At 38.3% G+C, this 21,888-nt stretch carries 22 protein-coding genes and 1 tRNA gene; 6 read left to right on the forward strand and 17 right to left on the reverse strand.

From position 1 onward, the window contains the following. Positions 1-55 precede the first annotated feature (55 nt). The gene (locus FFJ24_RS01255; protein ID WP_138820435.1) at positions 56-739 is read left to right on the forward strand and encodes an arylesterase; all 684 of its coding nucleotides are present in this window, start codon (positions 56-58) and stop codon (positions 737-739) included. Positions 740-920: 181 nt separating this feature from the next. On the opposite strand, the gene FFJ24_RS01260 is transcribed toward FFJ24_RS01255, so the two are convergent. The 7 genes from FFJ24_RS01260 to FFJ24_RS01290 all read right to left on the reverse strand — a co-directional run bounded on the left by FFJ24_RS01260 (position 921) and on the right by FFJ24_RS01290 (position 5,479). Continuing rightward, positions 921-1,808, reverse strand: a complete 888-nt coding sequence (locus FFJ24_RS01260; protein WP_138820436.1) for a hypothetical protein — start codon at positions 1,806-1,808, stop codon at positions 921-923. Further along, positions 1,808-2,809 carry a hypothetical protein gene (locus tag FFJ24_RS01265; protein WP_210419442.1) on the reverse strand — a complete coding sequence of 334 codons (1,002 nt, stop codon included), beginning with the start codon at positions 2,807-2,809 and terminating at the stop codon, positions 1,808-1,810. The genes FFJ24_RS01260 and FFJ24_RS01265 overlap by 1 nt, the downstream gene beginning before the upstream one ends. Before the next feature lie 145 nt (positions 2,810-2,954). Continuing rightward, positions 2,955-3,446: a hypothetical protein gene (locus FFJ24_RS01270; RefSeq protein WP_138820437.1), complete on the reverse strand. Its 492-nt coding sequence runs from the start codon at positions 3,444-3,446 to the stop codon at positions 2,955-2,957. Between the two features lie 16 nt (positions 3,447-3,462). After that, positions 3,463-3,930 carry a hypothetical protein gene (locus FFJ24_RS01275; protein ID WP_138820438.1) on the reverse strand — a complete coding sequence of 156 codons (468 nt, stop codon included), beginning with the start codon at positions 3,928-3,930 and terminating at the stop codon, positions 3,463-3,465. A gap of 55 nt (positions 3,931-3,985) precedes the next feature. After that, the gene (locus FFJ24_RS01280; protein WP_138820439.1) at positions 3,986-4,552 is read right to left on the reverse strand and encodes a hypothetical protein; all 567 of its coding nucleotides are present in this window, start codon (positions 4,550-4,552) and stop codon (positions 3,986-3,988) included. A 56-nt stretch (positions 4,553-4,608) separates the two neighbouring features. Then, complete coding sequence (locus tag FFJ24_RS01285; RefSeq protein ID WP_138820440.1) at positions 4,609-5,139, reverse strand: hypothetical protein; 531 nt, start codon at positions 5,137-5,139, stop codon at positions 4,609-4,611. Positions 5,140-5,149: 10 nt separating this feature from the next. Beyond that, positions 5,150-5,479: a DUF4870 domain-containing protein gene (locus FFJ24_RS01290; protein ID WP_132400116.1), complete on the reverse strand. Its 330-nt coding sequence runs from the start codon at positions 5,477-5,479 to the stop codon at positions 5,150-5,152. A gap of 229 nt (positions 5,480-5,708) precedes the next feature. Between FFJ24_RS01290 and FFJ24_RS01295 the strand changes: the two genes are divergently transcribed. After that, positions 5,709-7,553 carry a hypothetical protein gene (locus FFJ24_RS01295; protein ID WP_138820441.1) on the forward strand — a complete coding sequence of 615 codons (1,845 nt, stop codon included), beginning with the start codon at positions 5,709-5,711 and terminating at the stop codon, positions 7,551-7,553. 16 nt (positions 7,554-7,569) lie between these two features. Here the strand turns inward: FFJ24_RS01295 and FFJ24_RS01300 are convergent, their stop codons facing one another. From FFJ24_RS01300 to FFJ24_RS01310, 3 genes are all read right to left on the reverse strand, one after another. After that, a complete protein-coding gene (locus FFJ24_RS01300; RefSeq protein WP_138820442.1) occupies positions 7,570-8,097 on the reverse strand; it encodes a hypothetical protein in 528 nt (175 codons plus the stop codon). Between the two features lie 64 nt (positions 8,098-8,161). Next, entirely contained in the window at positions 8,162-8,821 is a 660-nt protein-coding gene (locus FFJ24_RS01305; RefSeq protein WP_246862713.1) for a suppressor of fused domain protein, read from the reverse strand. A gap of 140 nt (positions 8,822-8,961) precedes the next feature. Beyond that, the gene (locus FFJ24_RS01310; RefSeq protein ID WP_138820443.1) at positions 8,962-9,294 is read right to left on the reverse strand and encodes a DUF4870 domain-containing protein; all 333 of its coding nucleotides are present in this window, start codon (positions 9,292-9,294) and stop codon (positions 8,962-8,964) included. A gap of 198 nt (positions 9,295-9,492) precedes the next feature. On the opposite strand from FFJ24_RS01310, the gene FFJ24_RS01315 reads away from it, so the two are divergent. Beyond that, positions 9,493-11,355, forward strand: a complete 1,863-nt coding sequence (locus tag FFJ24_RS01315) for a LuxR C-terminal-related transcriptional regulator (protein ID WP_138820444.1) — start codon at positions 9,493-9,495, stop codon at positions 11,353-11,355. A 100-nt stretch (positions 11,356-11,455) separates the two neighbouring features. Here the strand turns inward: FFJ24_RS01315 and FFJ24_RS01320 are convergent, their stop codons facing one another. The 3 genes from FFJ24_RS01320 to FFJ24_RS01330 form a co-directional block, all read right to left on the reverse strand. Next, positions 11,456-11,995 (reverse strand): AAA family ATPase, encoded by a 540-nt coding sequence (locus tag FFJ24_RS01320; RefSeq protein ID WP_138820445.1) that lies wholly within the window; start codon positions 11,993-11,995, stop codon positions 11,456-11,458. Between the two features lie 365 nt (positions 11,996-12,360). Beyond that, entirely contained in the window at positions 12,361-12,837 is a 477-nt protein-coding gene (locus FFJ24_RS01325; protein ID WP_138820446.1) for a hypothetical protein, read from the reverse strand. A gap of 352 nt (positions 12,838-13,189) precedes the next feature. After that, positions 13,190-13,675 carry a hypothetical protein gene (locus FFJ24_RS01330; RefSeq protein WP_138820447.1) on the reverse strand — a complete coding sequence of 162 codons (486 nt, stop codon included), beginning with the start codon at positions 13,673-13,675 and terminating at the stop codon, positions 13,190-13,192. A 411-nt stretch (positions 13,676-14,086) separates the two neighbouring features. On the opposite strand from FFJ24_RS01330, the gene FFJ24_RS01335 reads away from it, so the two are divergent. From FFJ24_RS01335 to FFJ24_RS01345, 3 genes are read left to right on the forward strand one after another with little or no spacing between them, the layout of a single operon-like run. After that, entirely contained in the window at positions 14,087-14,962 is an 876-nt protein-coding gene (locus FFJ24_RS01335) for a universal stress protein (protein WP_138820448.1), read from the forward strand. Between the two features lie 56 nt (positions 14,963-15,018). Then, a complete protein-coding gene (adhP, locus tag FFJ24_RS01340; RefSeq protein ID WP_138820449.1) occupies positions 15,019-16,056 on the forward strand; it encodes an alcohol dehydrogenase AdhP in 1,038 nt (345 codons plus the stop codon). Positions 16,057-16,086: 30 nt separating this feature from the next. Next, positions 16,087-16,542 carry a pyridoxamine 5'-phosphate oxidase family protein gene (locus FFJ24_RS01345; protein WP_138820450.1) on the forward strand — a complete coding sequence of 152 codons (456 nt, stop codon included), beginning with the start codon at positions 16,087-16,089 and terminating at the stop codon, positions 16,540-16,542. 103 nt (positions 16,543-16,645) lie between these two features. Here FFJ24_RS01345 and FFJ24_RS01350 read toward each other — a convergent pair. From FFJ24_RS01350 to FFJ24_RS01365, 4 genes are all read right to left on the reverse strand, one after another. Then, positions 16,646-16,730: transfer RNA gene (locus FFJ24_RS01350), tRNA-Ser, on the reverse strand. A gap of 172 nt (positions 16,731-16,902) precedes the next feature. Then, positions 16,903-17,343, reverse strand: a complete 441-nt coding sequence (locus tag FFJ24_RS01355; RefSeq protein WP_246862714.1) for a DoxX family protein — start codon at positions 17,341-17,343, stop codon at positions 16,903-16,905. A 549-nt stretch (positions 17,344-17,892) separates the two neighbouring features. Further along, positions 17,893-18,717 carry a response regulator gene (locus tag FFJ24_RS01360; protein WP_138820452.1) on the reverse strand — a complete coding sequence of 275 codons (825 nt, stop codon included), beginning with the start codon at positions 18,715-18,717 and terminating at the stop codon, positions 17,893-17,895. Then, positions 18,702-21,872 carry a two-component regulator propeller domain-containing protein gene (locus tag FFJ24_RS01365; protein ID WP_138820453.1) on the reverse strand — a complete coding sequence of 1,057 codons (3,171 nt, stop codon included), beginning with the start codon at positions 21,870-21,872 and terminating at the stop codon, positions 18,702-18,704. Before FFJ24_RS01365 ends, FFJ24_RS01360 begins: the two co-directional genes overlap by 16 nt. Positions 21,873-21,888 lie beyond the last annotated feature (16 nt).

Here is a 21,888-nt window from a genome sequence, read left to right on the forward strand (position 1 = left end):
AGGGAGCTACCTGTTAGATAATGGTTAACGATAATTAGATATAGATTTATTAGATATGTTACGAAAACGATTAATGGGCCTATTTGTTTTGAGCCTGATCCTCTTAAGCTGTGGAAACCAACAAAGTAAAAGCAATACAGATAAAACTTTAGATTCGGCTGACCAAAAAACATCGGTTGCAGTTGCTAAAAGGAAAAATATCCTCTTTTTTGGCACGAGCTTAACAGCAGGTTATGGACTCGATCCAACGGAAGCTTACCCGGCATTGATCCAGAATAGGATTGATTCTTTAAAAATGCCATACAACGTAATTAACGGCGGTTTAAGTGGCGAAACTTCTGCAGGTGGCAAAGGAAGGATAGATTGGCTGCTTAAACAACCTGTTGATATTTTTGTACTCGAACTGGGTGCTAATGATGGGTTACGGGGTTTGCCAGTGGCACAAACCATCAAAAATTTACAGGATATCATCGATCGCGTAAAAGCCAAATACCCAAATGTAAAACTGGTAATAGCGGGTATGCAGGTGCCACCTAATATGGGCGCTAAATATGCTTCTGACTTTAAAAACATATTTCCTGATTTGGCCAAGAAAAACCAAATGGCTTTGATTCCATTTTTACTGGATAAAGTTGGCGGTGTGCCGAAATTAAACCAGGCAGATGGTATACACCCAACAGCAGAAGGGGATAAGATTTTGGCAGAGAATGTTTGGGTAGTATTGAAAGGGTTGTTGTAGTTTTCTTGTTTTTTTAACCACAGGAGGCCGCGGAGAAAGGGCGCAAAGTACGCTGAGTTGGGTGCAATAATTTAGACTGAGCGTCATGCTGAATTTATTTCAGCATCTTTCCTGCCATAAAGACCCTGAAATAAATTCAGGGTGACGACCGATAATGGCTACAATTAGCTTATTCATATTCTCACTCCTGTCTAAAACTTTTTAACGTGCCATTATTATTAAACTGGATATCATATCGCTCACGGGTGCCGTTTATTGTTCTTGGTGCCCAGCGCATGCGATTATCCCAAATGGTGATATAAGCATTTGATTTTGGCTTTGCACCTTCAATCTGATCAGTTTTAGCATTATAAATCTGTATGACTTTACGTGCGTCTGCAAAATGAATTTCGCTTAAAGGAAATATCCGCCGTTCGATATCTGTGGCCAACACGGGTTTAGGCGCAGACCATGCTCCCTTCCGATATTCGTAAGCATCAATATATTTAGGGTTTATGGGATGTTGCAACATCAGGTTTATGGATCCATCCTCATAAAAGTGAATGGATTGATATACCAAAATTCCTTTATTTCGGTACTGGGGCAATTTTTTCAGTTGATCTTCTGCCTTTTCTAGTGCTGCAGCACCTAATATTCCCTTTTTAACCTTTACCAGCGGTTTATCTGTATCAATACTTTTGAGGCCGCCTTGTGGCATCTTCATTTCTTTTAGAAACTTGTTTACCCTTTTTTGTATTTCTTTGGCTGCCGAGGGATCATTCTTTTGCTTGAGTAATTCAATGTCCTGGAACATCTCTTTTGCTTTGAGCTCCATTTCGGGTGTATTAACGGTGTTGCCGTTTATCACTATCGTTTTTTCCTGCCGGCGCTGTACAGAAGTGGTTGTACTGGTTTTAGTAGTTCCTGTATACTCGCCATTTGTACCAAAGTGATTTTCTTTATTATATTTTTTGGCTAAAGAATCGTTAGGATGAAAGGTCTCATCTACACTTTTGGTGATCTGTCTGCAGCTCAAAGTAAGCAAGCTGAAGAGTACAATCAGGCTATAAAATTGCTTTATGTTTTTCATCAGAATTCTCCTTCAACTTGATTTAAATCTTTCTCGAAAGCAGCTTGCTGTGGATCCTCTTTGAGGTAAAAAATAGAAACATATTCCTGCCTGGTGATATCCAGATCGAGCAGATTTACAATCCTTCTGATATTTACCCTGTGTTTTTGGTAAAACTGATCTGTAAATTCGAGCTCAAAATTGATCATGGGCTGCTCGTTGATGTAGGTTCCATTTTGGCTGGCTTTTAACAATCTGGCGTTAGTTTGTGTACCTCTAAATTTAATCTGGAAAAATTTATCAGGTTTGCCGTTAAACTTTCTGAGGATAAAAGTTCCGAAACCACGGTAAAGAAGAAGCGTAAATGCACAGGTTAATAAAGGATGGCCAATACACATAAAACGCCAGCCCATACCCTCACTTTCCGAATCATAAGAATAAACATAATAAGCAACAACAATGACAGCAAAGCTTAGCCAAGCCAGGTTAGTAAGAACAATAATCACCTTCCTCATGCTTACCTCTGTAGAGGCAAAAATAAAATAAGGAGCATTTTTTACCTCTTTATCTAACAAAATACCGACGGTTTTGCCAACTTCGTAACGGCGTTCGTAGGGGTTTGCATCTTTTACCGAAGTTTTTACAGTAATAGTACTGCCCACCAGATTTTTAAACTGCAGCGTAAGTTCATAGTTATCGTAAGCTGCTCCCGGTTTCGAAATTTTTGCCGATTTTAATATTTTGGCCTCACGTGGTTCGCCGGTGGTTTTAAGTTTTTCTATGTTCCGTTTGATCAAAAAGTTGCGGACTACCCATTTCCGGTAATAACCAATTAACAATACAGTCCAGAACAGGATAGATATGGCAAGCAAAGCAAGCGAATACCATGGATTGCTGTCCATCAGGTTGGGCATGTTTTCGCTTTTGATCATGTAATATAAAAACATGGGGAATGGGAAAGCGAAAAAAAACATGTAAATGATCGAGAATATCGAAAGTCCTTTACTGATGTTGTAGTTCATTACTGCTTATTTAATTTTAATATTTTGTATTGTTCAAAACTTGGTCCATAGAAGAAATCGATGATTTTTGGATCTGTTACGTGTATACCGAGTATTGATAGGAGCTTTTTTGTGTCATGGAATGGATGTTAGGTTTCTTAGTTTATCATACGCTATGGTGGATTATTTTTTCTATTTCCGTTAAAATCTCTGTTTCAAATGTCTCTTGTCTTATCTGGCTTTTTCGGTTACTGCCAAAGGGTTGACTAATAGCGAAGCTTTTGCCATATTTATTCTGTTTATGCGATAAGGCATAATGTAGAAGGCCATCTTCTTGTACCTGAAGGATATGCACGTCTTCAAAAGCCATAATTTTACGGGTAAATAATCCAGGGATTTTTTTAGATACCTGTCTTGTGTATTGATCAAAAATATAGGTAACATTAAAATGGAATATGAAGTCATAAAGTGCTGTTAGCGCCGATACTAAACCAATGGCCATTACAGCCCAGTGAGTATCATGGTAGAGATGAAGCATTGGGGTTACCACAAATATTCCTACCGCAAGGAAAGTAAAAAACAAAATTTTGCCTTTGTAATCTCGTTCAGGCTGAAAACTTAGACGGCCACTTTCTATTTTTTGGTTATATCCTGTCATAATTAGTGTTGCAATTTTAATTTTGTGACGAGCCCATTATCGTACTTACTTCTTCACTAAGTTTTTGCAGGGGTTTTGCGGTAAATAAAGTTTGTGCCAGTAAAATATGTCTGATTTTATTGCCCTTTCTCATTACCATAATGGCCTGAATACTTACGGTAATGAAATAGCTTTTTTGTTTTGAGATGAGGAAATGGTCAAAATCATCAAAACTATAACTGACCGGGGCGCTAAAGAAAAAACACTTACGTTGTATCTCACGGTTGTGCTGATCAAAAGCAATAACGCCTGTTGTACGTAATATACCCAATAGGCCTATAAGGGCGAAGAAAGTAACATATAAAAATGTTGCCCTGCTGGCGCTGTATATCAATATGGCTATTATGGCCGCAACACAACCAAAAGTAATGGTGTAAAAAAGTCCTTTTTGTACTTTTAGTTTATAAGTATTACCTTCTTGTTCGAAATATTTAAATGTTTGCATGTTGGTTTAATTGCTTGAAAATGAATTTGATATTCTGTAATATCGATCGTTCTTTTTAGTCTACATTAAAATACTGTCCAAACCATTTATCAAATTTTTCTTTGTATTTTTCCTGGGCTGTTTTAATCAGACTGTCAGGTTCTTCAACCTGCCCGAGGTTATAATCGCCTTTCATCCATTTTAAATATTCGCCTAAATCTTCAGGCTCTTCATAGCTGTTGTCATCTTTATAGAAATAAGTTTGATCATATTCCACCCAGATTTCGGTACCGTAGGTGAGCAGGTGCAAAAGCTGTAAAATGTTTTCCGCAACAACATGAACACCACCTTCATCGCCAAAAACTACGATAGGCATCTGGTTTAAGGGGTTGTTCGTTCCATCGTTCCAAATGGCATAAAATGAGCCTGTACCATTGGCCTGGGCAAAAGGGAATAATCGGTTTAAAAAATCTGCATCTTCGCTCCAGCTACGTAGTCCTGATTTATCGTCGATAAAAACACCAAAACCATTCGAATAATTTTCAAAAGAGGAGATATTATTCTGGAAATAAATCAGTTTTTCAAGTTCGACAGGGATTTCTGTTAATCCTAAATTTTGTTTGAAATCGGTGATGTTGATCATGGTAGGTTAGTTAATGATAGAGTTATTGAATGAAAGAATGAGTGAAGCATTAACAACTAAAAAGGCATCTTTTTTACCTCAATGCCATTATCCTTTGCATAAGCTTCTGCAATGTCCCAAAGCGTATTGTATTTTTGTACAAAGGCATCATAACTTTTGTTATCCATTTCGGTTATGGCCACACTAATATCGTTTTCCGGTGCATGGCTATCGATCATTTTTGCAACCATCAGGTGGTCGGTTTCATAGCTTCTTAACACAAAGGCATAAAGATCAAGCGCCGCATCAATCATTGGTTTTGTTTTTTTAGTGGGCTGTAGATCTTTTATCTTTTTAACATTAGCCACTACTGTTGCGATTGAGTTATTTCGAAGATATTTCTCACAGGTGTTAAAATCTGGCGTGTTTGCGCCTCCCTTAACATATCTTAGATAAGTATTGAAATATTGCCCGCCAAAACGCGATATGGAATTGGTATTCAATGCTACCCGGTCAAAATATTCTTCGGGTGTGTTTAATGAAAATTCGCATGCGGTGATGGTTAAAACCATCACCATTAGCATGACATTTTTGAATTTGAGGCGCATAAACTTCTTATTAATATTTACTAACGAATGAAGACTTGTCTTCAAACCATTTACCAATAAGTGGAATAGGTTTTAATGCACCATTGGCGGCATTGATAATCCCTATGATCCAAAGAATGATAAATGCATAACCCACAAATCCTAAAAAAGATAAGGCAGGTACGATACTGGCAACTATGGTAAAGGCTATATTGAAAATAATGCTGACAATAGCAAGGCCTAATGACTGTCTTAAGTGGTATTTAAGCAAAGTGTCAGCTTTATCTTTTCCAATAAAATAAGCTACTAACCAACCAATAATGGTAATGTAAGAAACGATTGAAAGGGTTTTGTTGTCCATGATTTCTGTTTTTTAGATTGAAAATTATTTGATTCAAAGTTGAGGCTAATCCTTAGGTTTTTAAAGCTTTTGCCGCCTACAGAGCATCTACTGCATTTTATAAAAACGTCTACAATACATCTACAGGTTTGCTTAATATCTTGTTTTACAGTGTTTTGTTGATTTGTTTTATTTTTGTTTTTCGTCTACAACTATATTCTGCCTTCAATCTTTATGCTAATTTTACGATATGAAATACCTGGCGCTGAAAAACATAATATTCTTAACAGGCATATTTTTTTGCTGTTTTAAAGCTGGTGCGCAGACTATATTGGATAGTACAGCGCTCGGTAACCTTAGTGAAAAGGATAAACCTGCCCTGCTCTCCCAGCTGGCAGAGCGGAGCAGGATCAATGGCGATTATATGGGTGCTATCGCAAAGGCGCAACAAGGAGTTGCTATAGCTTTAAAGTTTAAAAACTTCACCGAAGCCACAAAGGCTTATACCGTTAAGGTGAGTGTGTACGCCACTACTAAACAATTTATATTGTCAAAAAAAGCAAGTGATAGTACTTTGTCCCTCGCACAACAATCGCGCAAGCCCATTGCACTAGCCTACGCTTACTATGCGCAGGCCTTATTCTATAATGCCATTGATAATAGCGAGCAGATTACCAAATACTGTCAGCTGGCACTGAAATCATTGGGAAAAGAACCTGATCCTTACCTTAGTGCCAAGATATACTATCAGTTATATATGCTCAACTCACGTCGGGATGACGTTAAAAATGTGAACAAATATGCACAGGCTGCAACTGATAATGCCTTACAAACTACCGATTACAACCTGTTGAGCAACTGTTATATCGCTTTATCAGTTGCTGCCGATTATAATTATGCCGGTACTAAAAAAGAAGTTGTCCGGGATAGCGTCCTCTATTATTTAAATAAAGCACAAAGCCTTTATGAGCAGTATCCTAAATACGTTGCCAGAAAAACGTATGGCATTGCCTGTATCAACGTTGCCGATTATTATTTAAGATATTTCTCTGATACAGATCAGCAGGCAAAAAACAATGCCATCCGTTATGCCGGTATGGCGAATGAAGTAATGAAAGGGGCAATAAATGGTGAGGAGATCAGAGCAAGCAGTTTGGGGATTTTAAGCGAATATGCCAAGAGAGATAAAAACTTTGTAATGGCGGAAGCTTATTTGCAAGAGGCTTACAGCGTAATGATCAGTAAAAAGGTACCTTATTATTATACTTTAATTAATATAGTAACTGCGCTCTCCAGTTTTTATGAGCAAAGGGGGAACTATGAAAAAGCGCTCGAATTCCAGAAAAAAACAACAGAATACAGTAATAAACTATTTGATGAAAAAAAGACCTTAAATGCCCAGAAACTGGAGGTACAGTACGAAACTGAAAAAAAAAACAATGAGGTTAAGCTATTAAAGCAGAGTGAGCAATATGCGAGGCAGCAAAAGTACCTTTATATCGGTATTGCAGTTGCTTCGGTACTGGGTCTGATATTTATGTTCCGTTCTTACCACTTTAGGTTAAGGTATTCATTACAGCGCGAAAAGCAATTGCATTTGGAAAAACAGGACGCTGAACTGCAGATGAAATTCGAAAAAGAAGAGCAGGCGAGGCTAAAGGCAGAACAGCTGTTATTGGAAAGCCAGCAGCAACAATTGCAGAAAGAAGTTATGGCCAACCAGTTACAGCTGGAACATAAAAAGGAAATGCTTTTTCAAATCAAGGAAAAACTGAGCGATAACCATCAGCTCAACATCAATAAAATCTGGAACGAAGAACTGCTTTTGGATAACGACTTCGAAGAAGCTAAATTTCAGATCCAGCAGGTACACCCCGAATTTTTCTCTTTGTTGAACCAAAGGGCGCAACAAAAACTTACCGCGCTTGATCTAAAACTTTGTGCTTACCTCCATTTAAAAATGGACACCAAAAAAATTGCCCAGCTCATGCATATCGAAGCCAAAAGCGTGCGTATGAGCCGCTACCGGATAAAGCAAAAGTTGGGTTTGGGTAAGGATGAAGACCTGAAGCTGTTCTTGCAGGATATGGGCTAGCATGCACTTTAGGGCATTAATCCAAGTGGTTGACCGAATTAAACCGTTTTTGTATTTCGGATAATTGCTTTTCTCTTTTATTAATTAGTTTATGCATTTCCGATTTGTACTTTAATAATTGCCCCTGTTTTGCTATCGCATTATCCCTCAACTGCACCGTATTTGCTTTATTCTGACTTAACTGCTGTATGGCGATTTCATGGCGATCAAAAATTTCCAGCTGTTTAACCGCTTCGTAATAGCTGATTGCTGCTTTTTTTAAAGCATTGCCATATTTGATATCATTTGTTTCTACAGCATTTATTTTATTGATAATCTGATTAAAAGCCCGTTCCTCTTCGTCAACCACCTGAAGGGCGCATTTAAAATCGCCATCAATTACACATTTGAGTTTTTTTTCGTTAAGGCCGTTTTTGCCCGCCATCATATTAAATTCAGCCCTTTCGGCTGATCCAAGGACTGTATTTAGATGTTTTGCTTTTTTTGACTGACAAGAGATTAAACTTAAAATCAGCAGCGCTAAAAGGATATTTCTTCTTATCATAGCTTTTAAATGATTAAGTATTCAAAAATTCCGGATATGATTTACCAATCCTAAATTTTGAATATTATTTCCGGTTCAGGTCGGTAATTAGCAGGGGATTATCCTTTTTCAGGTTTTCGATCAGTTCCTCCACAGCCCCAATGGTGGGATTTTTTTTTAGTTCTTCTACCTCAGCATCGGTAACGCCAACCAATTGGAGAAAACTGAGTTCGCCATGAGGGGTTTCAATTTTTCCCAGTTCCGGATCCAATGCAAAAACAAAGCCCGTTATTTGGGTATCAGTATTTAATCTTATTGGTCCATTGGCAGGGATGAAATGGTTCTCCTCGAACCATTTACCACTCGAAAACACATACCTGGCTAAATTATTCATCACCTGTATGGCCCAGATGGGATCGTTTTCATCATCTTTAAATGGCGCTAACCTAAAGGTAAATTCAAAACCCCACTTGCTAAATTCACCACCTGCCTTTTCTTCATTATAATACAATTCGCTCATGCCATAGCTGATGATATGGCGGTGAAAGCTTTGGTGGTTGCTATCGTAAATACTGGCCCCATCTATCGGGTCGGTTCCGCCAGCCACATAATGGATTCCACACAAAGGCGGGTAGTGGCGTGCTTCGGAAGTGCCATAAATTTTTTCAAGTTGATCATCTATTGCCTGCCATCCAGGGGTATCATCGGTTGTAAACTGTTGTCTGTATTTTTCAATGGTCATCATAAGGTTGATTAAATTTTAAAATGCTTTCAAAGATTTTGCCATTTTAATTTTATATGGGGCTGCTGCAGTTTTAAATCTGCACACCGATAACAAAAAAGCTACTGTCTGAAATACCATTTTCTTTTTAAAGATGTTTAAGTTCAGGCAGTAAAGTTGAATTTCCTTTCAAATACTTTTCCAATTAATGGAACAGGCTTCTCTAAACCATTATTGGCGGTTACTATGCCTAATAACATTAAGATAAAAGGGACCAATAAAATAAGGTAAAATACAAAACCTAAGGAAGGGATTATGGCCAGAATTATACTGCTCAGGACACTCAAGAGGATGGAGGTAATAATAATCCCAAGCGACTGACCCAAATGATAACTGGCCAGGGAGCTTTTTTCGGTCGATTTTTTAAATTCCAGGTAAGAAATGATCCATCCGATGAGCGTAATGTAGGCAACTACTGCAATTGTTTTCTGTTTCATAGGTTTAAATTTTAATGAATTGAACAATACAAAATTACTGGAGCCTTTGTGCTCCACCAAGAAAAGGGACCCTACACTGCGACTACCAATTTTTGAAATGGTGTCTACAAGGAGACTACAAAATCCTTTAAAACGGTTTAATTTTAATTATTTGTTGTAATTCTGTTCCTGTAAAATGTTTCTTTTTTATTTTTGATTATGCAGCTACCACTGAAAAAAATATTAAATCTCCTACTTTGTCTTTTACTTTTTTTTAAAAGTGCTGAAGCACAAAAGATCTATATCGATTCCTTAAATCATTTGCTGGCGCAGAACAGCATTTCTAAAGAAGAAAAGGTTAATCTGCTCTGCAAACTGGCTAAGGCAAATTTTGAAAAAAACCTTCAGCTTTCTTTTCAACAAGCCAATGAGGCCCTTAAGGTTGGAGAAGGGTTAAGGGACGGAAAAAGTAAAGCCATGGCCTATGCGACACGGGTTCATTTGTATGTGTGGAAAAAGGACTTGAAAAGTGCCTATGCAAGTTTAGATAGCGCCATGTACTACGCTCATAAAACAAAAGATCGCGTTGCACTTGGTTTTGTATGGTTCAGAAGTGGTTGGTTAGACCTGGTGAACGATGATAATGATAAATCAATAGCAAAGCTGCTTAAAGCCCTGGATTTTTTAAAGGGCCAGCATGCAGATGAATATGAAAGTACGATATACCATTATCTGGCCAGTTTTTATGGCTATGGCAATGATCCGTCAAAACAACAGAAATATGCCCGTTTATGTTATTTAAGTGCAATTGAAAGTAAACAGATTGACCTGTTGAACAACGCTTATCTTACTATCGGGCAAACTTATTTTGACCGATTTAAGCTTGATACGCTGAAACGCAATTTGCTCGACTCGGCATTGTTTACCTATAAAAAATCACTCCAGCTTTCAAAAAAGCAGGAGGGCCGCATGCTCATTTACAGTAATACTGCTGCGGCAGCTTTAAATACTGCCAATGTATATTTTCAATACTTTCCGCCTTCATACCGCGATAGTGCCGAAAAATATGTCGATATCGCAATGGGTATTGCTACAAAAACAAATTTACTGGAAGTTTTATTAAACTGCTACGGCTTAAGGAGCGAATATGCACTGCGCGACGGAAACTATGATGAAGCAGAAAAACTATTACTCACCGGATTGGCTAAAATTTCTGGTGGCGTAGTAAAAATGCCGCTAACTCAGGCCAGGATATATCAGGGGCTCGCAAGTATTGCCGAAAAAAAAGGTAATCAGCAGGCTGCCTTAAACTATTTGAAGCAGTATTTTAATTATTATAAAAAGGCTTTTGATGAAGAAAAAATTAACAGCACCATTAGGATAGAAGCACAGTATCAGTCCGAAAAAAAGGCTCAGGAGATTGCCTACTTACACCAACAGACCAAGTATACTAAAAAACTGAATGTTTATTACATTATTTCAGGTTTGACGGGGATTGCCGCATTGCTTTTACTGCTCATGTCTTATAATTATAAGCTCAAAGCATCGATTAGAAAACAAGAGCTGATCGACCAGGAAAAGAAGGCTGCAGAATTAAGGGCACAGCTAAAAGAGGCGGAAGCTATGCATCTTCAAACTGAGCAGGTTTTGCTTAAAGAGCGTCAGGAGCGATTGGAGAAAGAGGTATTGGCCAGTAATTTACAAATTGAAGAAAAAAATGAACTACTGGAGCTTATACCAGAGAAGGTAAATATTGAAAGCCATCTTTCGCTTGATGAACAGATTAAACGGATTGTGAATCAGCAGAAAAGGATGGATAAAGAATTTGAGGAACATAAGACAGATTTTTTTGATACTAATCCTGCTTTTTTTGAACGCCTGCAAGAGAAAGCAAACCAGACACTTACGCGGCTTGATTTAAAATATTGTTCTTATATGTTGATGGGTTTAACCAATAAAGAGGTTTCCATCCGTTTAGGTATCGAACCGAAAAGTGTGCGTATGAGCCGTTACCGGATTAAACAAAAATTGGGTTTGGGAAAAGAAGAGGATTTGAACCTGTTTCTGCAGCAGTTAGGATAAGTGCCAGGTAGATTCAATAAAAGAAGGGCGAAACAATATTTTGAAAAAAGCCTTTCCCGAAAACAAAACCTCGGGATAATAAATATTGATTGCATGATTTTTAAACACGATTAACAACCTCTAAAATACGTCTTAACCGTTCCGATACCGTTGTATCGCCAACAATTTTTATTACAGGGCAGTTCAGGCTTTCCAGCCAACGTTCGTGGATCCTGATATTTCGGCCTGTAAAAGAACGGTCGTCGTATTTTGATGCCCAATCTATAAATTCCAGGAATAATTTGTGCCGTTGCGCATCTTCATAAATCTGATTTCCATAACGTTCTATTTCCCTTTGCACCAGGCGTTCCATCCTGATTTCTTTTGGCAGGTAAAGGAAAACCGCAAGGTCGAACATTTGTTTCCATTCCTCTCCCCAGCTTACCAGCGAGCCGCCCACAATATAGTTTTCTGATTTTCTTAATTCGTCCTTAAGCAACCTGCTCCGTAATTCGGCTTCTCTCTTTACGGTATATGGAACAGCAGATTTTTCCCAGAAAAAACTATCCGTATCAAAATAAGGGATATTTAACCGGGCAGATAAAGTTTCGCCCAAAGTGGTAGAGCCTGCACAGGATGCACCAAGGATGTGGATTTTCATGGCATAAAGATATTGCAAATTGTTTTATCGTTTTGTTAAAACTTGTAAATGTGGTGAGGTTAAAGGCATCTTCTTTTGGATAACTTCTCATTAAAAAGGGTATATTTAAGGAATTGTGGATCATTGAGAGCACCTGTTCGCGAACCGCTTATGAGTATAAGTTTATCCTCACTGCTTTCCATAATTCTCAACGTGTTAATATGCGATCCTGCTTCGGTTTTAACAATAAGCCTATTGGTAGACGCTGGGCCTACTATCAAATTAAGGAACAGCCACATTCACTGAAATACACAATAAATCACCAAAAGCAGGAAACAAACATTTTTAGTGACATTCCCAATAATTATACTGCGCCAGAGTGTTGTTTATTTAAGAGTGCTGTAAATCCTGTTCTGAAATGGATTTATCTTTTTATCTGAATAATAAGTGGCAGAGACAACATGCCCAAGTACGGCATGCAATTCAAGTAAAATAGAGTTTTTCATTTTCGGATTAAAATAGATTACATAATAAAATTCCGGTGGCTGTTCAGGATCCAGATAAATTCCTTTTAAGCTAAAACCCGAAATCTTTTTATCAAGTTTTTGTAGATCTTTGGAGCTAAAATTGGTTTCCTTTAAGTACTTGGTTGGAGCCTCATTTCTATTGTATGAAACAAGAATGTCACCAGACTTTAACCATTCCAAAGTGAAATTGCCAGCCGGCATTTTATGCATAGGCTGCCAATAGGCTCTATTGTCCTTAGCTTCCAAACTCATAGAGAGATATGGTGCCGAAACCTGTCCATATGTTCCCTGCCAAATCACAAAAAGAACGAATGTTGATAAGATATGTTTTATCATTTTAATTGGATTGAAGACCTGTACATGTGGCTCTACCGTTTAAACGGGTTCTTGGATCAGCAGCATTGTTATTCTGCCAATAATCTATGTTAAAAGTAAGGTCAAAACGATATAAAGAGATTTGATTACGTGCCCACTCTACAGAAATACCAAGTGATATTTCGGTGCCTGCTTCATAAAGTTCAGACTTTAAGCCGCCTTTAACTAAGGTTTTGCCATCTGTTGTTCTGATTATAGTTCTTTTTTACAAAATATCACCTGCAGCATTGCCCCGGATCTCTGAATATATAGCAAAGACATTTGCGTAAGGCTAAGCAGGTCTTTCCATTTCACCTACCGCTGGGCCGCTTAATTAGGCTGTAACAGGACCACTCACCGTTGGGTCAAGATGGCTCACATTTGGACCCCAGCTAAGGGGTATTTTTACGGTAAGTCTATTTTTCCGTTTAACAAAATAAAAGTCTGCAGTCACATCATATCTCGCTCCATACCATTCGTTTGCAAAAATAATATTACCTGGATTATCGAAAAGATAATAAACATCGTCATCACTATCATCATAAAATCCGGAGTCATCATCTGCATTGGCTACCGATGAAGTACTGGCAATTTTAGGGATTTTTAATTTGTTAGCTTGCAATAAACTATCAAATAGTTTATTGTTTTCAGGATTAGATTTGAGCAATTCATAATCTTTCTTAGAAATTTTTGTAGAGCTTTTGGAAGATACATTAGCTGATTTTGACATCAGATCATCTTTAGTAATCTCCTTCTTACAAGATGTAATGATTGAGAATGTTAAAAACATTGAGCTTAGAATTAAAATAGATTTTTTCATTTAATTGATTTTATTGTACGTTTATGTACTCTGGCGGAATACTTTGATAGCACTACTTACTATGACAAGTTCGTCAACCCAATGTTGTATGTCGGCTACAAATAAATACTTAACAACTGAGGATTGTAAGTCTTATTACTTAGCCCCGGCAGGGCCTGACTTGTACTTTCTTTAAACTCATTAATCGTTCAAATTAAAAAACTAAAACATCTGTAGTCCTTTTGATCAGGCAAAGGAAATGACGATCCAACTATATCTTTCATTGTAATAAATGCTTTTTTTATTAAAAGCGAGTGTTGGTAATCACTATTCCTCGCTACATTTAGTTGAAAATCATTTAAATAGCTGATGCTGCTCACATTTTTAACATGGGTTTTTTATAAACTTTATGCTTAATAAACAGAGCGCAATATGAAAAAGATCCTGGTACCTGTTGATTTCTCTCCAGCAGCAGAGAACGCAGCTAATTATGCAACTGATCTGGCCTACAACATTGGGGCAAGGATAGAACTATTCCATGTTTTTCAGGATCCTGTGGTGTCTCCCGCTGCAGCATCAATGGTATGGCCTTATGAAGCGTATAGCCAGATGGAAGATGATGCTAAAACAGCATTGGAGAAATTGCTTCATAAGGTCGAAAAGAAATATGAAGCAGCCTATCATGACTATAGCCTTAAGCCAGAATTATATGCGAGATCTGTTCGCGGAGAAGTGGATGATGAGGTTTATAAATATTTTACCGAATGTAAAATGAACCTTGTGGTAATGGGATTAAACAGTGCAGGCAAGTTCTCCAAAATTTTGATTGGAAGTAATGTCAGAAAAATGATTGAGCGCGAAATACCGCTTTTATTGATCCCCACAGGCTACCCGTTCAGGAGGCCTAAAAAAATTGCTTTCGCCACCGATTTTAGCCATAGTGATATCCCTGTTTTATGTGCGCTTGCCGAGTTTGCAAAACCTTTTAATGCTGATATACTCATTATGCATACAGGTAATTCAAGATCAGATGAGGTAGTTTACAAAGAAACAATGGAAGGTTTTTTAAACCGGGTTGCCGATAGGGTCAACTATAGAAATATCTACCACAGGCACGTAAACAGTGAGCGGATTAAGGATGGCCTTGACTGGATCGTAGAAAATGGTCAGATCGATATGCTGGCAATGGTACACCGGAAACACGGATTTTTTTATCGCTTGTTTAATGGCAGCTATACACTGAACATATCTGATCATATTCAGATCCCGCTTCTGGTTTTGCCGCCTGAACATCGCATTCCGATGTAAAGCCAGGCGATCATTGCATAAAACTTAATTGTACAATCTATCCCTAAACAAAAAAAATGTATCCTAAAACAATGAAAGCCGCTGTTATCCATCAATATGGAGGACCTCTGGCCATAGAAGAACTTAAGGTCAGACCGCTCAACCCATACGAGATCCTGGTGAAAGTAATTTCATGTGGAGTATGCCATACCGACCTGCACGCCTGTAATGGAGACTGGCCGGTAAAATCAAAAATGCCATTGGTGCCTGGTCACGAAGCCATCGGTTTGGTAGCCGCCATGGGGCATGATGTTAAAAGTGTTAAAGAAAGCGATGTAGTTGGCGTTCCATGGTTGTACAGTGCCTGTGGATGTTGCGAATTTTGTTTAACAGGCTGGGAGACGTTATGCTATGAACAGCAAAATGGTGGTTATAGCGTTGATGGCGGTTTTGCAGAATATGTAATTGCAGATTCCAGGTATGTTGCACATTTTCCTTCACACGTAAATTTTGCAGAAATGGCACCAATTATCTGTGCCGGGGTTACCGTTTACAAAGGTTTAAAAGAAACCGAGGTAAAAGCAGGCGAATGGGTTGCCATATCGGGTATTGGCGGATTAGGCCATCTAGGGGTTCAATATGCAAAGGCCATGGGTTTTCAGGTTGCTGCAATTGATGTTTCTAACGATAAATTGGAAATGGCCAGAAAACTGGGTGCCGACATTGTGGTCAATGCGCTTGAACAGGATCCTGGCGAATTTCTTAAAAAACAAACCGGGGGAATGCACGGTGTATTGGTAACTGCAGTATCGCCTATCGCTTTTAGTCAGGGGCTTTCCGCATTGCGCAGAAGAGGCACTTTATCGCTAAATGGATTACCTCCTGGTAGTTTCGACCTTCCCATATTTGATACCGTGTTGAACAGGATAACCATCAGGGGTTCTATTGTAGGTACGAGAAAAGACATGCAGGAGGCTATCGAATTCGCCGTAGATGGCAAGGTGAAGGCGCAGATTAAGTCTGCAAAACTGGAAGACATTAACGAAGTATTTGAACAAATGAAAATGGGAGAGATTGAGGGAAGGGTTGTTTTAGATATTTCGGGAACAGCTTAGTAATAAATATTCAACATTAATTTTTGAAAAATGTTAGGAAAACTAGAAGAAGAGGAAGTTGAAAAGCTCCTTAAAGAGCAATATATAGGTCGTTTAGGCTGCCACGCCCATGGAGTTAGTTACATTGTGCCCATTAATTACGTGTACCGCAACGGTACGGTTTATGCCCATTCTGCTCCCGGACAAAAAATCAGGATGATGAAAAGCAACCCACAGGTTTGCTTCCAGATTGACCAAATCCGTGACACCTTCAACTGGAAAAGTGTGGTGTGCTGGGGCAAATTTGAAGAAATCACCGATACTTCAGAAAAACAAAATGTTTTGCAGGGAATTATCCACCGGATGATGCCCTTAACAAATACACCATCAGAGCAGCCATCGCATGGCACGGGCAAAACAGATGCGCATGATGAAGAAATTATCGTGTTCAAAATTGTACTGCACCTAAAAACGGGTAGATTTGAGGTTAATGACAAGAGTAATTGATTCATTTAGTTTAAAAGAATATGTTCAGTATTCGAATTTAGGACAAGATGTTTAAATGAAAAAAGCCTGAAATCATGCGATTTCAGGCTTTAGTTTTTTCAGGCGGAGAGCGAGGGATTCGAACCCCCGGACCTGTTACAGTCAACAGTTTTCAAGACTGCCGCATTCGACCACTCTGCCAGCTCTCCGCTGCAAAAGTAGGAATTTGAAGCAAATCTGCAAACGATTTCTGATCAAATATTTTAATTAATATTTTAAGTCTTGCTAATCATTTAGTTAGCGGGTATAAAAAAATCAAAAAGCATCAATATACAGCTAATTTAAGCTGTTTATACCGGGATTTTGTGTTTGTATTTTGAATTAAGCGGCCTGTTTTGGCAAGATTTTCTCGTGTTCGACAGATAAAATTCCATTTCCTTCGATAGCAAAACAGATTAATCCAACCAATACGGAAACTGAAAACCAAAATTCTGAGTAGGGTTTAAAAATGCCTCCCGAAATATTGATAAAGAATACTGCCCCGATCAGTATTGGTAAATTAATCAGGCAGAATGTACGCGTATAGGTGCCCAGGGTAATGGCTAAACCACCAATTAGGTGTAATACGATAATGAAATGTGCCAGTAAGCTGATGCTTATTGCTGTACCTAAGAAAGCACCTCTCATTAAATTGCTAAAGGTCTGCATATTGATGTAAAAATCAATGCCCTTCCAGATTAAAACGAGGCCTAATAAAATTCTAAAATAGTCTAACCATTTTGGGTGGTGGTGATCGCCCCAGTTTTCGATTTTCTTAAGCATATTCATGACTTATATATTTTGGTTAATACAATTTACGCATAATAAAGGATAATAACAATGGCTGGCTAAATGTTTGATTTTGAGATGGAAAATAGAAGGAATTGATGCGCGAAAAGAAAGATCGTCATTGGGAGTAACCATCAGTTCAGTGGCCAGAAAAAAATAGGAATGACGTCCTATATGCGCTTTCTAACGTATTGGGTTTAATATTTTGCGTCCTGCAAAACTCATTGAGCTAAGATGTCTAAGGTGGTCGTAAAAATTAAAGACTACGCTGTTTAATGAACCACCTTAGACACCTAAGAACATCTAATTCATTAAATAATCCTTTAGGCTTTTACACCATATAAGAAAACGTAAGCTTATATGGTCCTTAAATGTCTTATATAGTCAAAAAAAATAACAATGAATATCAGTTTTTTACATAGACGTCATTATAAGGTACGAAGCAGTCTTACAACGATCGCTGCTAGCGTGTGCATTAAGATTGCTTCGTCGGCTGAAAAAGCCTCCTCAATTAAGATTCTTCGCGCTTTTAAACCTTTAAAATTACCCCTTCTTCTTTTCTGTTATCCTGCTGTTCAAATAATCAGTAGGCGACATGCCAAACTGTTTGGCAAAATTCCGCCCGAAATGCGATTGGGAGCTATAACCCACCAATTCTGAAATTTCGTAAATTTTCAATAGCCCTTCGTTTAAAAGTTCAGCAGCTTTTTTTAACCTCGCTAAATTAATCAGTTCATTGGGGCTGAGGTTAGAAATAGATTTAATTTTCCGGTATAAGGTTGGCCGGCTCATGTTCATCTTTTCTGCAAGGTGCTCTACATCCAGATCCTGATTGCTGATGTTTTTGTTAATGGTGTCCTGTAATTTTTCCAAAAATAGCTCATCTGCTTTAGAATAGGCAATACTTTTCAGGTGGAGGAGGGGAGAATTGGAGAAATATTCTTTGATCTTGTTTCTGTTTTTAAGCAGACTGGAAATCTGCACCTGCAAAAACTCGGGCGAAAAGGGCTTTTCAACATAGGCGTCGGCGCCAAGCTCTAAACCTTCAATTTTAGATTGTAATGAATTTTTTGCGGTAAGCAGTATCACTGGGATATGGCTGAGCTCCAGGGTCGATTTTACTTTTGCACAAAATTCAAAGCCGTCCATCTCAGGCATCATCACATCGCTGATAATGAGCTGAACGATTTCACGCTGTAAGATTTCCAAAGCTTCAATCCCATTCCTGGCCTGTAGTACATGATATTTTTCATCCAGATCATCCGAAATGAAATCAAGAATATCTTCATTGTCATCAACCAATAACACAACAGATCTGTCCATATCTTCAGTATCTTTTATGATCAACGTGCCTATAATTTCTTCCATTTTCCGTTCAGGTTAAATTCTATAAGTTGGTGGATAGGCAGTTCTAATACAAATATATTAAAATCACCATCATTAAAATCTAAATAAAGTTCACCGCGATGCAGTTGCGCAAGTGATTTCGAAATCGATAAACCTATTCCCGTTCCCGCCTTTATTTCGGTTTCCTTACCCCTAAAAAAAGGTTCAAATATCTTATCCTTAATCTCTTTAGAGATTCTATTCCCATCGTTTTTAACCATCACCACAAACTTATCGTAATCCTGTAATGATAAGTGAATTTGTACACTAGCTTTCCCATATTTTAGGGCATTGTCTACCAAATTGCTGATGATTTTGTAAAAAGCTTCCACATCAATATAGGCATGGATTTTTTTTTCAGGTAAATGAAGATTGTAGCTAATATCCTGCTGTTCTGCGGCAGGTTGGAACTGCAAAAATATATCTTTTAAGATTTCAGAAATATCGGCTTTTACAAAGTTTAATGAAAATTCGCTGGTTTCGGTTTTTCTGAAATCCAATAATTGGTTGGTTAATTTGAGCAACCTATCCGTATTTCGACCCATAATGCGTAAATTCTTTTCTATTGCGGGTACGGCATCGGCCTGTTTAATCAGTTTTTCCATCGGTCCGATAATCAAGGTGAGCGGTGTCCTGATCTCATGGGCGACGTTGGTGAAAAATTCGATCTTCGCCTGATAAACTTCTTTTTGTTTTTCATGTTCAAAAACTTCCATCCGCCTGCTGTTCTTTAATGCAATTTTTCGATGGTACCTTCGCACCAGGGAGAAAATTATTCCGCTTATAGCGATCAAATAAAGCAGATATGCCAGGGGGCTGAGGTAAAAAGGAGGACTTATTTTGATCAGAAGTTTAACATTTTTGGTGCTCCAGATGCTGCTTCCTTCAACCAAAGCTTTCACTTCAAAAATGTAATTGCCCGGGGCAAGTTTGGTAAAATAAACCTTCCTGTTGGTTTTTAAATACTCCCAGTTTTTATAAAGCCCTGTCATTTTGTAGGCATACTCCGTCATTTCAGGAGATAAATAACTTAATGCAGCAAAATCGATACTAAAAGATGATTGGTTATGGTTAAGTTCGATGGTATCGGCATAAACAATCGATGTATTAGCAACAGAATCTTTCCCATTTAAACCTATTTCCAAACTGTTGATCTGAAACCCGGTTAAAAATACCGGGGGCTCATAGTTTGTTGCCTTTAAATTGGCCGGATTAAAGCTTATCAGCCCTTTTACGCTTCCAAAATAGGTTCGGCCTTCTTCATCCTGATAGGCAGAACTGTAGTTGAACTGATCGGTAAGCAATCCGTTGGCTTTAGAATAGGTCTTACTTAACCCCGTAACGGGATCAAAATGGATGAGACCCCTGGTACTACTAATCCAGAATTTATTCACTGCATCCTCTTCGATGCGGAACAGGTAATTGCTGGGGAAACCATTTTTTATTCCGTAACGCTTAAATTGATGTATTTTTTGATCAAACCTGCAAAGTCCGCCACCATCGGTAGTTACCCAAATGTGCTGTTTACTATCTTCAAAAATACTGTTTACGCTGTTATGGCTTAAACTTTTCGCATCGGTTGGGTTATTTCGATAATTCACATGGCCTGGTCTGGATAAATTAAACTTAAATATACCGTCGTTAAAGCTGCCCGCCCAGATATTACCTTTACTGTCTTCCATAACCGAATCGTAAAAGATAAAAGGGAGGCCTGCAATAGGTTCAAAATCATCTCTTTTGCGGTTATAAAGATAAATCCCATTAATGGTTCCAACTAAAATTTCACCCGACCGCGTTTTACAAAAAGTAACAATAAAATTGGTACGTAAGGCATTTCCAACACCTGCCTGGTAATGTTTAATCACCTTTTCTGTTTTCAGGTCTAAAACATCCAATCCATGTTCAAAAGTGCCAATCCAGAGCTTGTCTCCGTCAACCAATAAACCGTGGATATTGGAATAGGCAATGCTTCCGGGTTTTCCGTCGGGTAAAAAGTGTTTAAACACCCCTGTTTTTACGTCGAGTTTGTTCAGTCCGGCATCTTCAGTACCAATCCATAAATTACCATCCTGATCCTTTGTAATTTCCCTCACATCGCTTCCGCTGATGGAATTTGTACCTTTTTGCGGAAAGTATTTAGTGAACAGCGAAGTATGGCTCGAATAGTAATTTACTCCTCCAAAGTAGGTGCCGGTCCAAACCCCTCCTTCGCGATCGAGGCAAATGCTATAAACGGCATTATCGCTTAAAGAATAATCGTTATTATATTGTTTTTTAAGGTGGATAATTGCTCCACTTTTATCATTATAGATGTAAATGCCCGATTCTGTAGCAATCCAAAACTCATGCGGGCCTGTTTTTTTAATGTCCCGAACAAAAATTGGCGTTTGGTCGTCGTTTAATTTGAGTATATTTTTTGATGTTAAGGTAACAGGGTTGAAAAGTTTAACACCCTGATTGGTCGTGCCGACCAATAAATTTCCATCTTCAGTTTCTGCAATTCTGGATACCCAGCCATATTCGGTTTTGGCATTTTTTCCATTAATATTAAACTGCTGAAAACTATTCGTTTTGGGATTGTATTTTTCTAATGTTCCCTTTCCGGTACTGATCCATACACTGCCATCTTTTAAAATGGTTACCAGTGAGGCATCGAACCGTGCATTATGGCCAAAAACCTGTATTTTCCTGGTACGCTTTTGATATAAATATATCTTAAATGAAGATAAAATCCATAAATTTCCACGCAGATCGCTTGCCAGATCTGTAATCCGCATCCCTTTAGTTGCTGCAATAATGGCGAAGCTTTCTTTTTTTGGATTGTATTGATACACACCGTTATTTGTACCAACCCAAAGTGTTTGTTCGTGATCATGGTGAAGTGCAGAAATCAGATCGTTGCCCAAACTGCCAGCTTTTTCGGTATCGTGGCGATAGGTTTTAAAAGAATAACCATCAAACCGGTTCAGCCCATCTTTAGTGCCAAACCACATAAAGCCATTTCCATCTTGCACACTGCAAAAGGCCGTATTATTAGAAAGCCCGTTTTCTACCTGGTAATGCCTGAAATAGTAAGGCTGGGCCAAAAGCAGGCTGGCCGAAAGTAACAGACATACAAGGATGATGAGTTTTTTCAAGATATATTGGTCAGTA

This window comes from Pedobacter sp. KBS0701 (assembly GCF_005938645.2).
Taxonomy (GTDB): Bacteria; Bacteroidota; Bacteroidia; order Sphingobacteriales; family Sphingobacteriaceae; genus Pedobacter.

Coding starts and splice junctions, on each gene's coding strand:
- FFJ24_RS01255 (WP_138820435.1), top strand. CDS start 56: ATGTTACGAAAACGATTAATGGGCCTATTTGTTTTGAGCCTGATCCTC.
- FFJ24_RS01260 (WP_138820436.1), bottom strand. CDS start 1,808: ATGAAAAACATAAAGCAATTTTATAGCCTGATTGTACTCTTCAGCTTG.
- FFJ24_RS01265 (WP_210419442.1), bottom strand. CDS start 2,809: ATGAACTACAACATCAGTAAAGGACTTTCGATATTCTCGATCATTTAC.
- FFJ24_RS01270 (WP_138820437.1), bottom strand. CDS start 3,446: ATGACAGGATATAACCAAAAAATAGAAAGTGGCCGTCTAAGTTTTCAG.
- FFJ24_RS01275 (WP_138820438.1), bottom strand. CDS start 3,930: ATGCAAACATTTAAATATTTCGAACAAGAAGGTAATACTTATAAACTA.
- FFJ24_RS01280 (WP_138820439.1), bottom strand. CDS start 4,552: ATGATCAACATCACCGATTTCAAACAAAATTTAGGATTAACAGAAATC.
- FFJ24_RS01285 (WP_138820440.1), bottom strand. CDS start 5,139: ATGCGCCTCAAATTCAAAAATGTCATGCTAATGGTGATGGTTTTAACC.
- FFJ24_RS01290 (WP_132400116.1), bottom strand. CDS start 5,479: ATGGACAACAAAACCCTTTCAATCGTTTCTTACATTACCATTATTGGT.
- FFJ24_RS01295 (WP_138820441.1), top strand. CDS start 5,709: ATGAAATACCTGGCGCTGAAAAACATAATATTCTTAACAGGCATATTT.
- FFJ24_RS01300 (WP_138820442.1), bottom strand. CDS start 8,097: ATGATAAGAAGAAATATCCTTTTAGCGCTGCTGATTTTAAGTTTAATC.
- FFJ24_RS01305 (WP_246862713.1), bottom strand. CDS start 8,821: ATGATGACCATTGAAAAATACAGACAACAGTTTACAACCGATGATACC.
- FFJ24_RS01310 (WP_138820443.1), bottom strand. CDS start 9,294: ATGAAACAGAAAACAATTGCAGTAGTTGCCTACATTACGCTCATCGGA.
- FFJ24_RS01315 (WP_138820444.1), top strand. CDS start 9,493: ATGCAGCTACCACTGAAAAAAATATTAAATCTCCTACTTTGTCTTTTA.
- FFJ24_RS01320 (WP_138820445.1), bottom strand. CDS start 11,995: ATGAAAATCCACATCCTTGGTGCATCCTGTGCAGGCTCTACCACTTTG.
- FFJ24_RS01325 (WP_138820446.1), bottom strand. CDS start 12,837: ATGATAAAACATATCTTATCAACATTCGTTCTTTTTGTGATTTGGCAG.
- FFJ24_RS01330 (WP_138820447.1), bottom strand. CDS start 13,675: ATGAAAAAATCTATTTTAATTCTAAGCTCAATGTTTTTAACATTCTCA.
- FFJ24_RS01335 (WP_138820448.1), top strand. CDS start 14,087: ATGAAAAAGATCCTGGTACCTGTTGATTTCTCTCCAGCAGCAGAGAAC.
- adhP (WP_138820449.1), top strand. CDS start 15,019: ATGTATCCTAAAACAATGAAAGCCGCTGTTATCCATCAATATGGAGGA.
- FFJ24_RS01345 (WP_138820450.1), top strand. CDS start 16,087: ATGTTAGGAAAACTAGAAGAAGAGGAAGTTGAAAAGCTCCTTAAAGAG.
- FFJ24_RS01355 (WP_246862714.1), bottom strand. CDS start 17,343: ATGCTTAAGAAAATCGAAAACTGGGGCGATCACCACCACCCAAAATGG.
- FFJ24_RS01360 (WP_138820452.1), bottom strand. CDS start 18,717: ATGGAAGAAATTATAGGCACGTTGATCATAAAAGATACTGAAGATATG.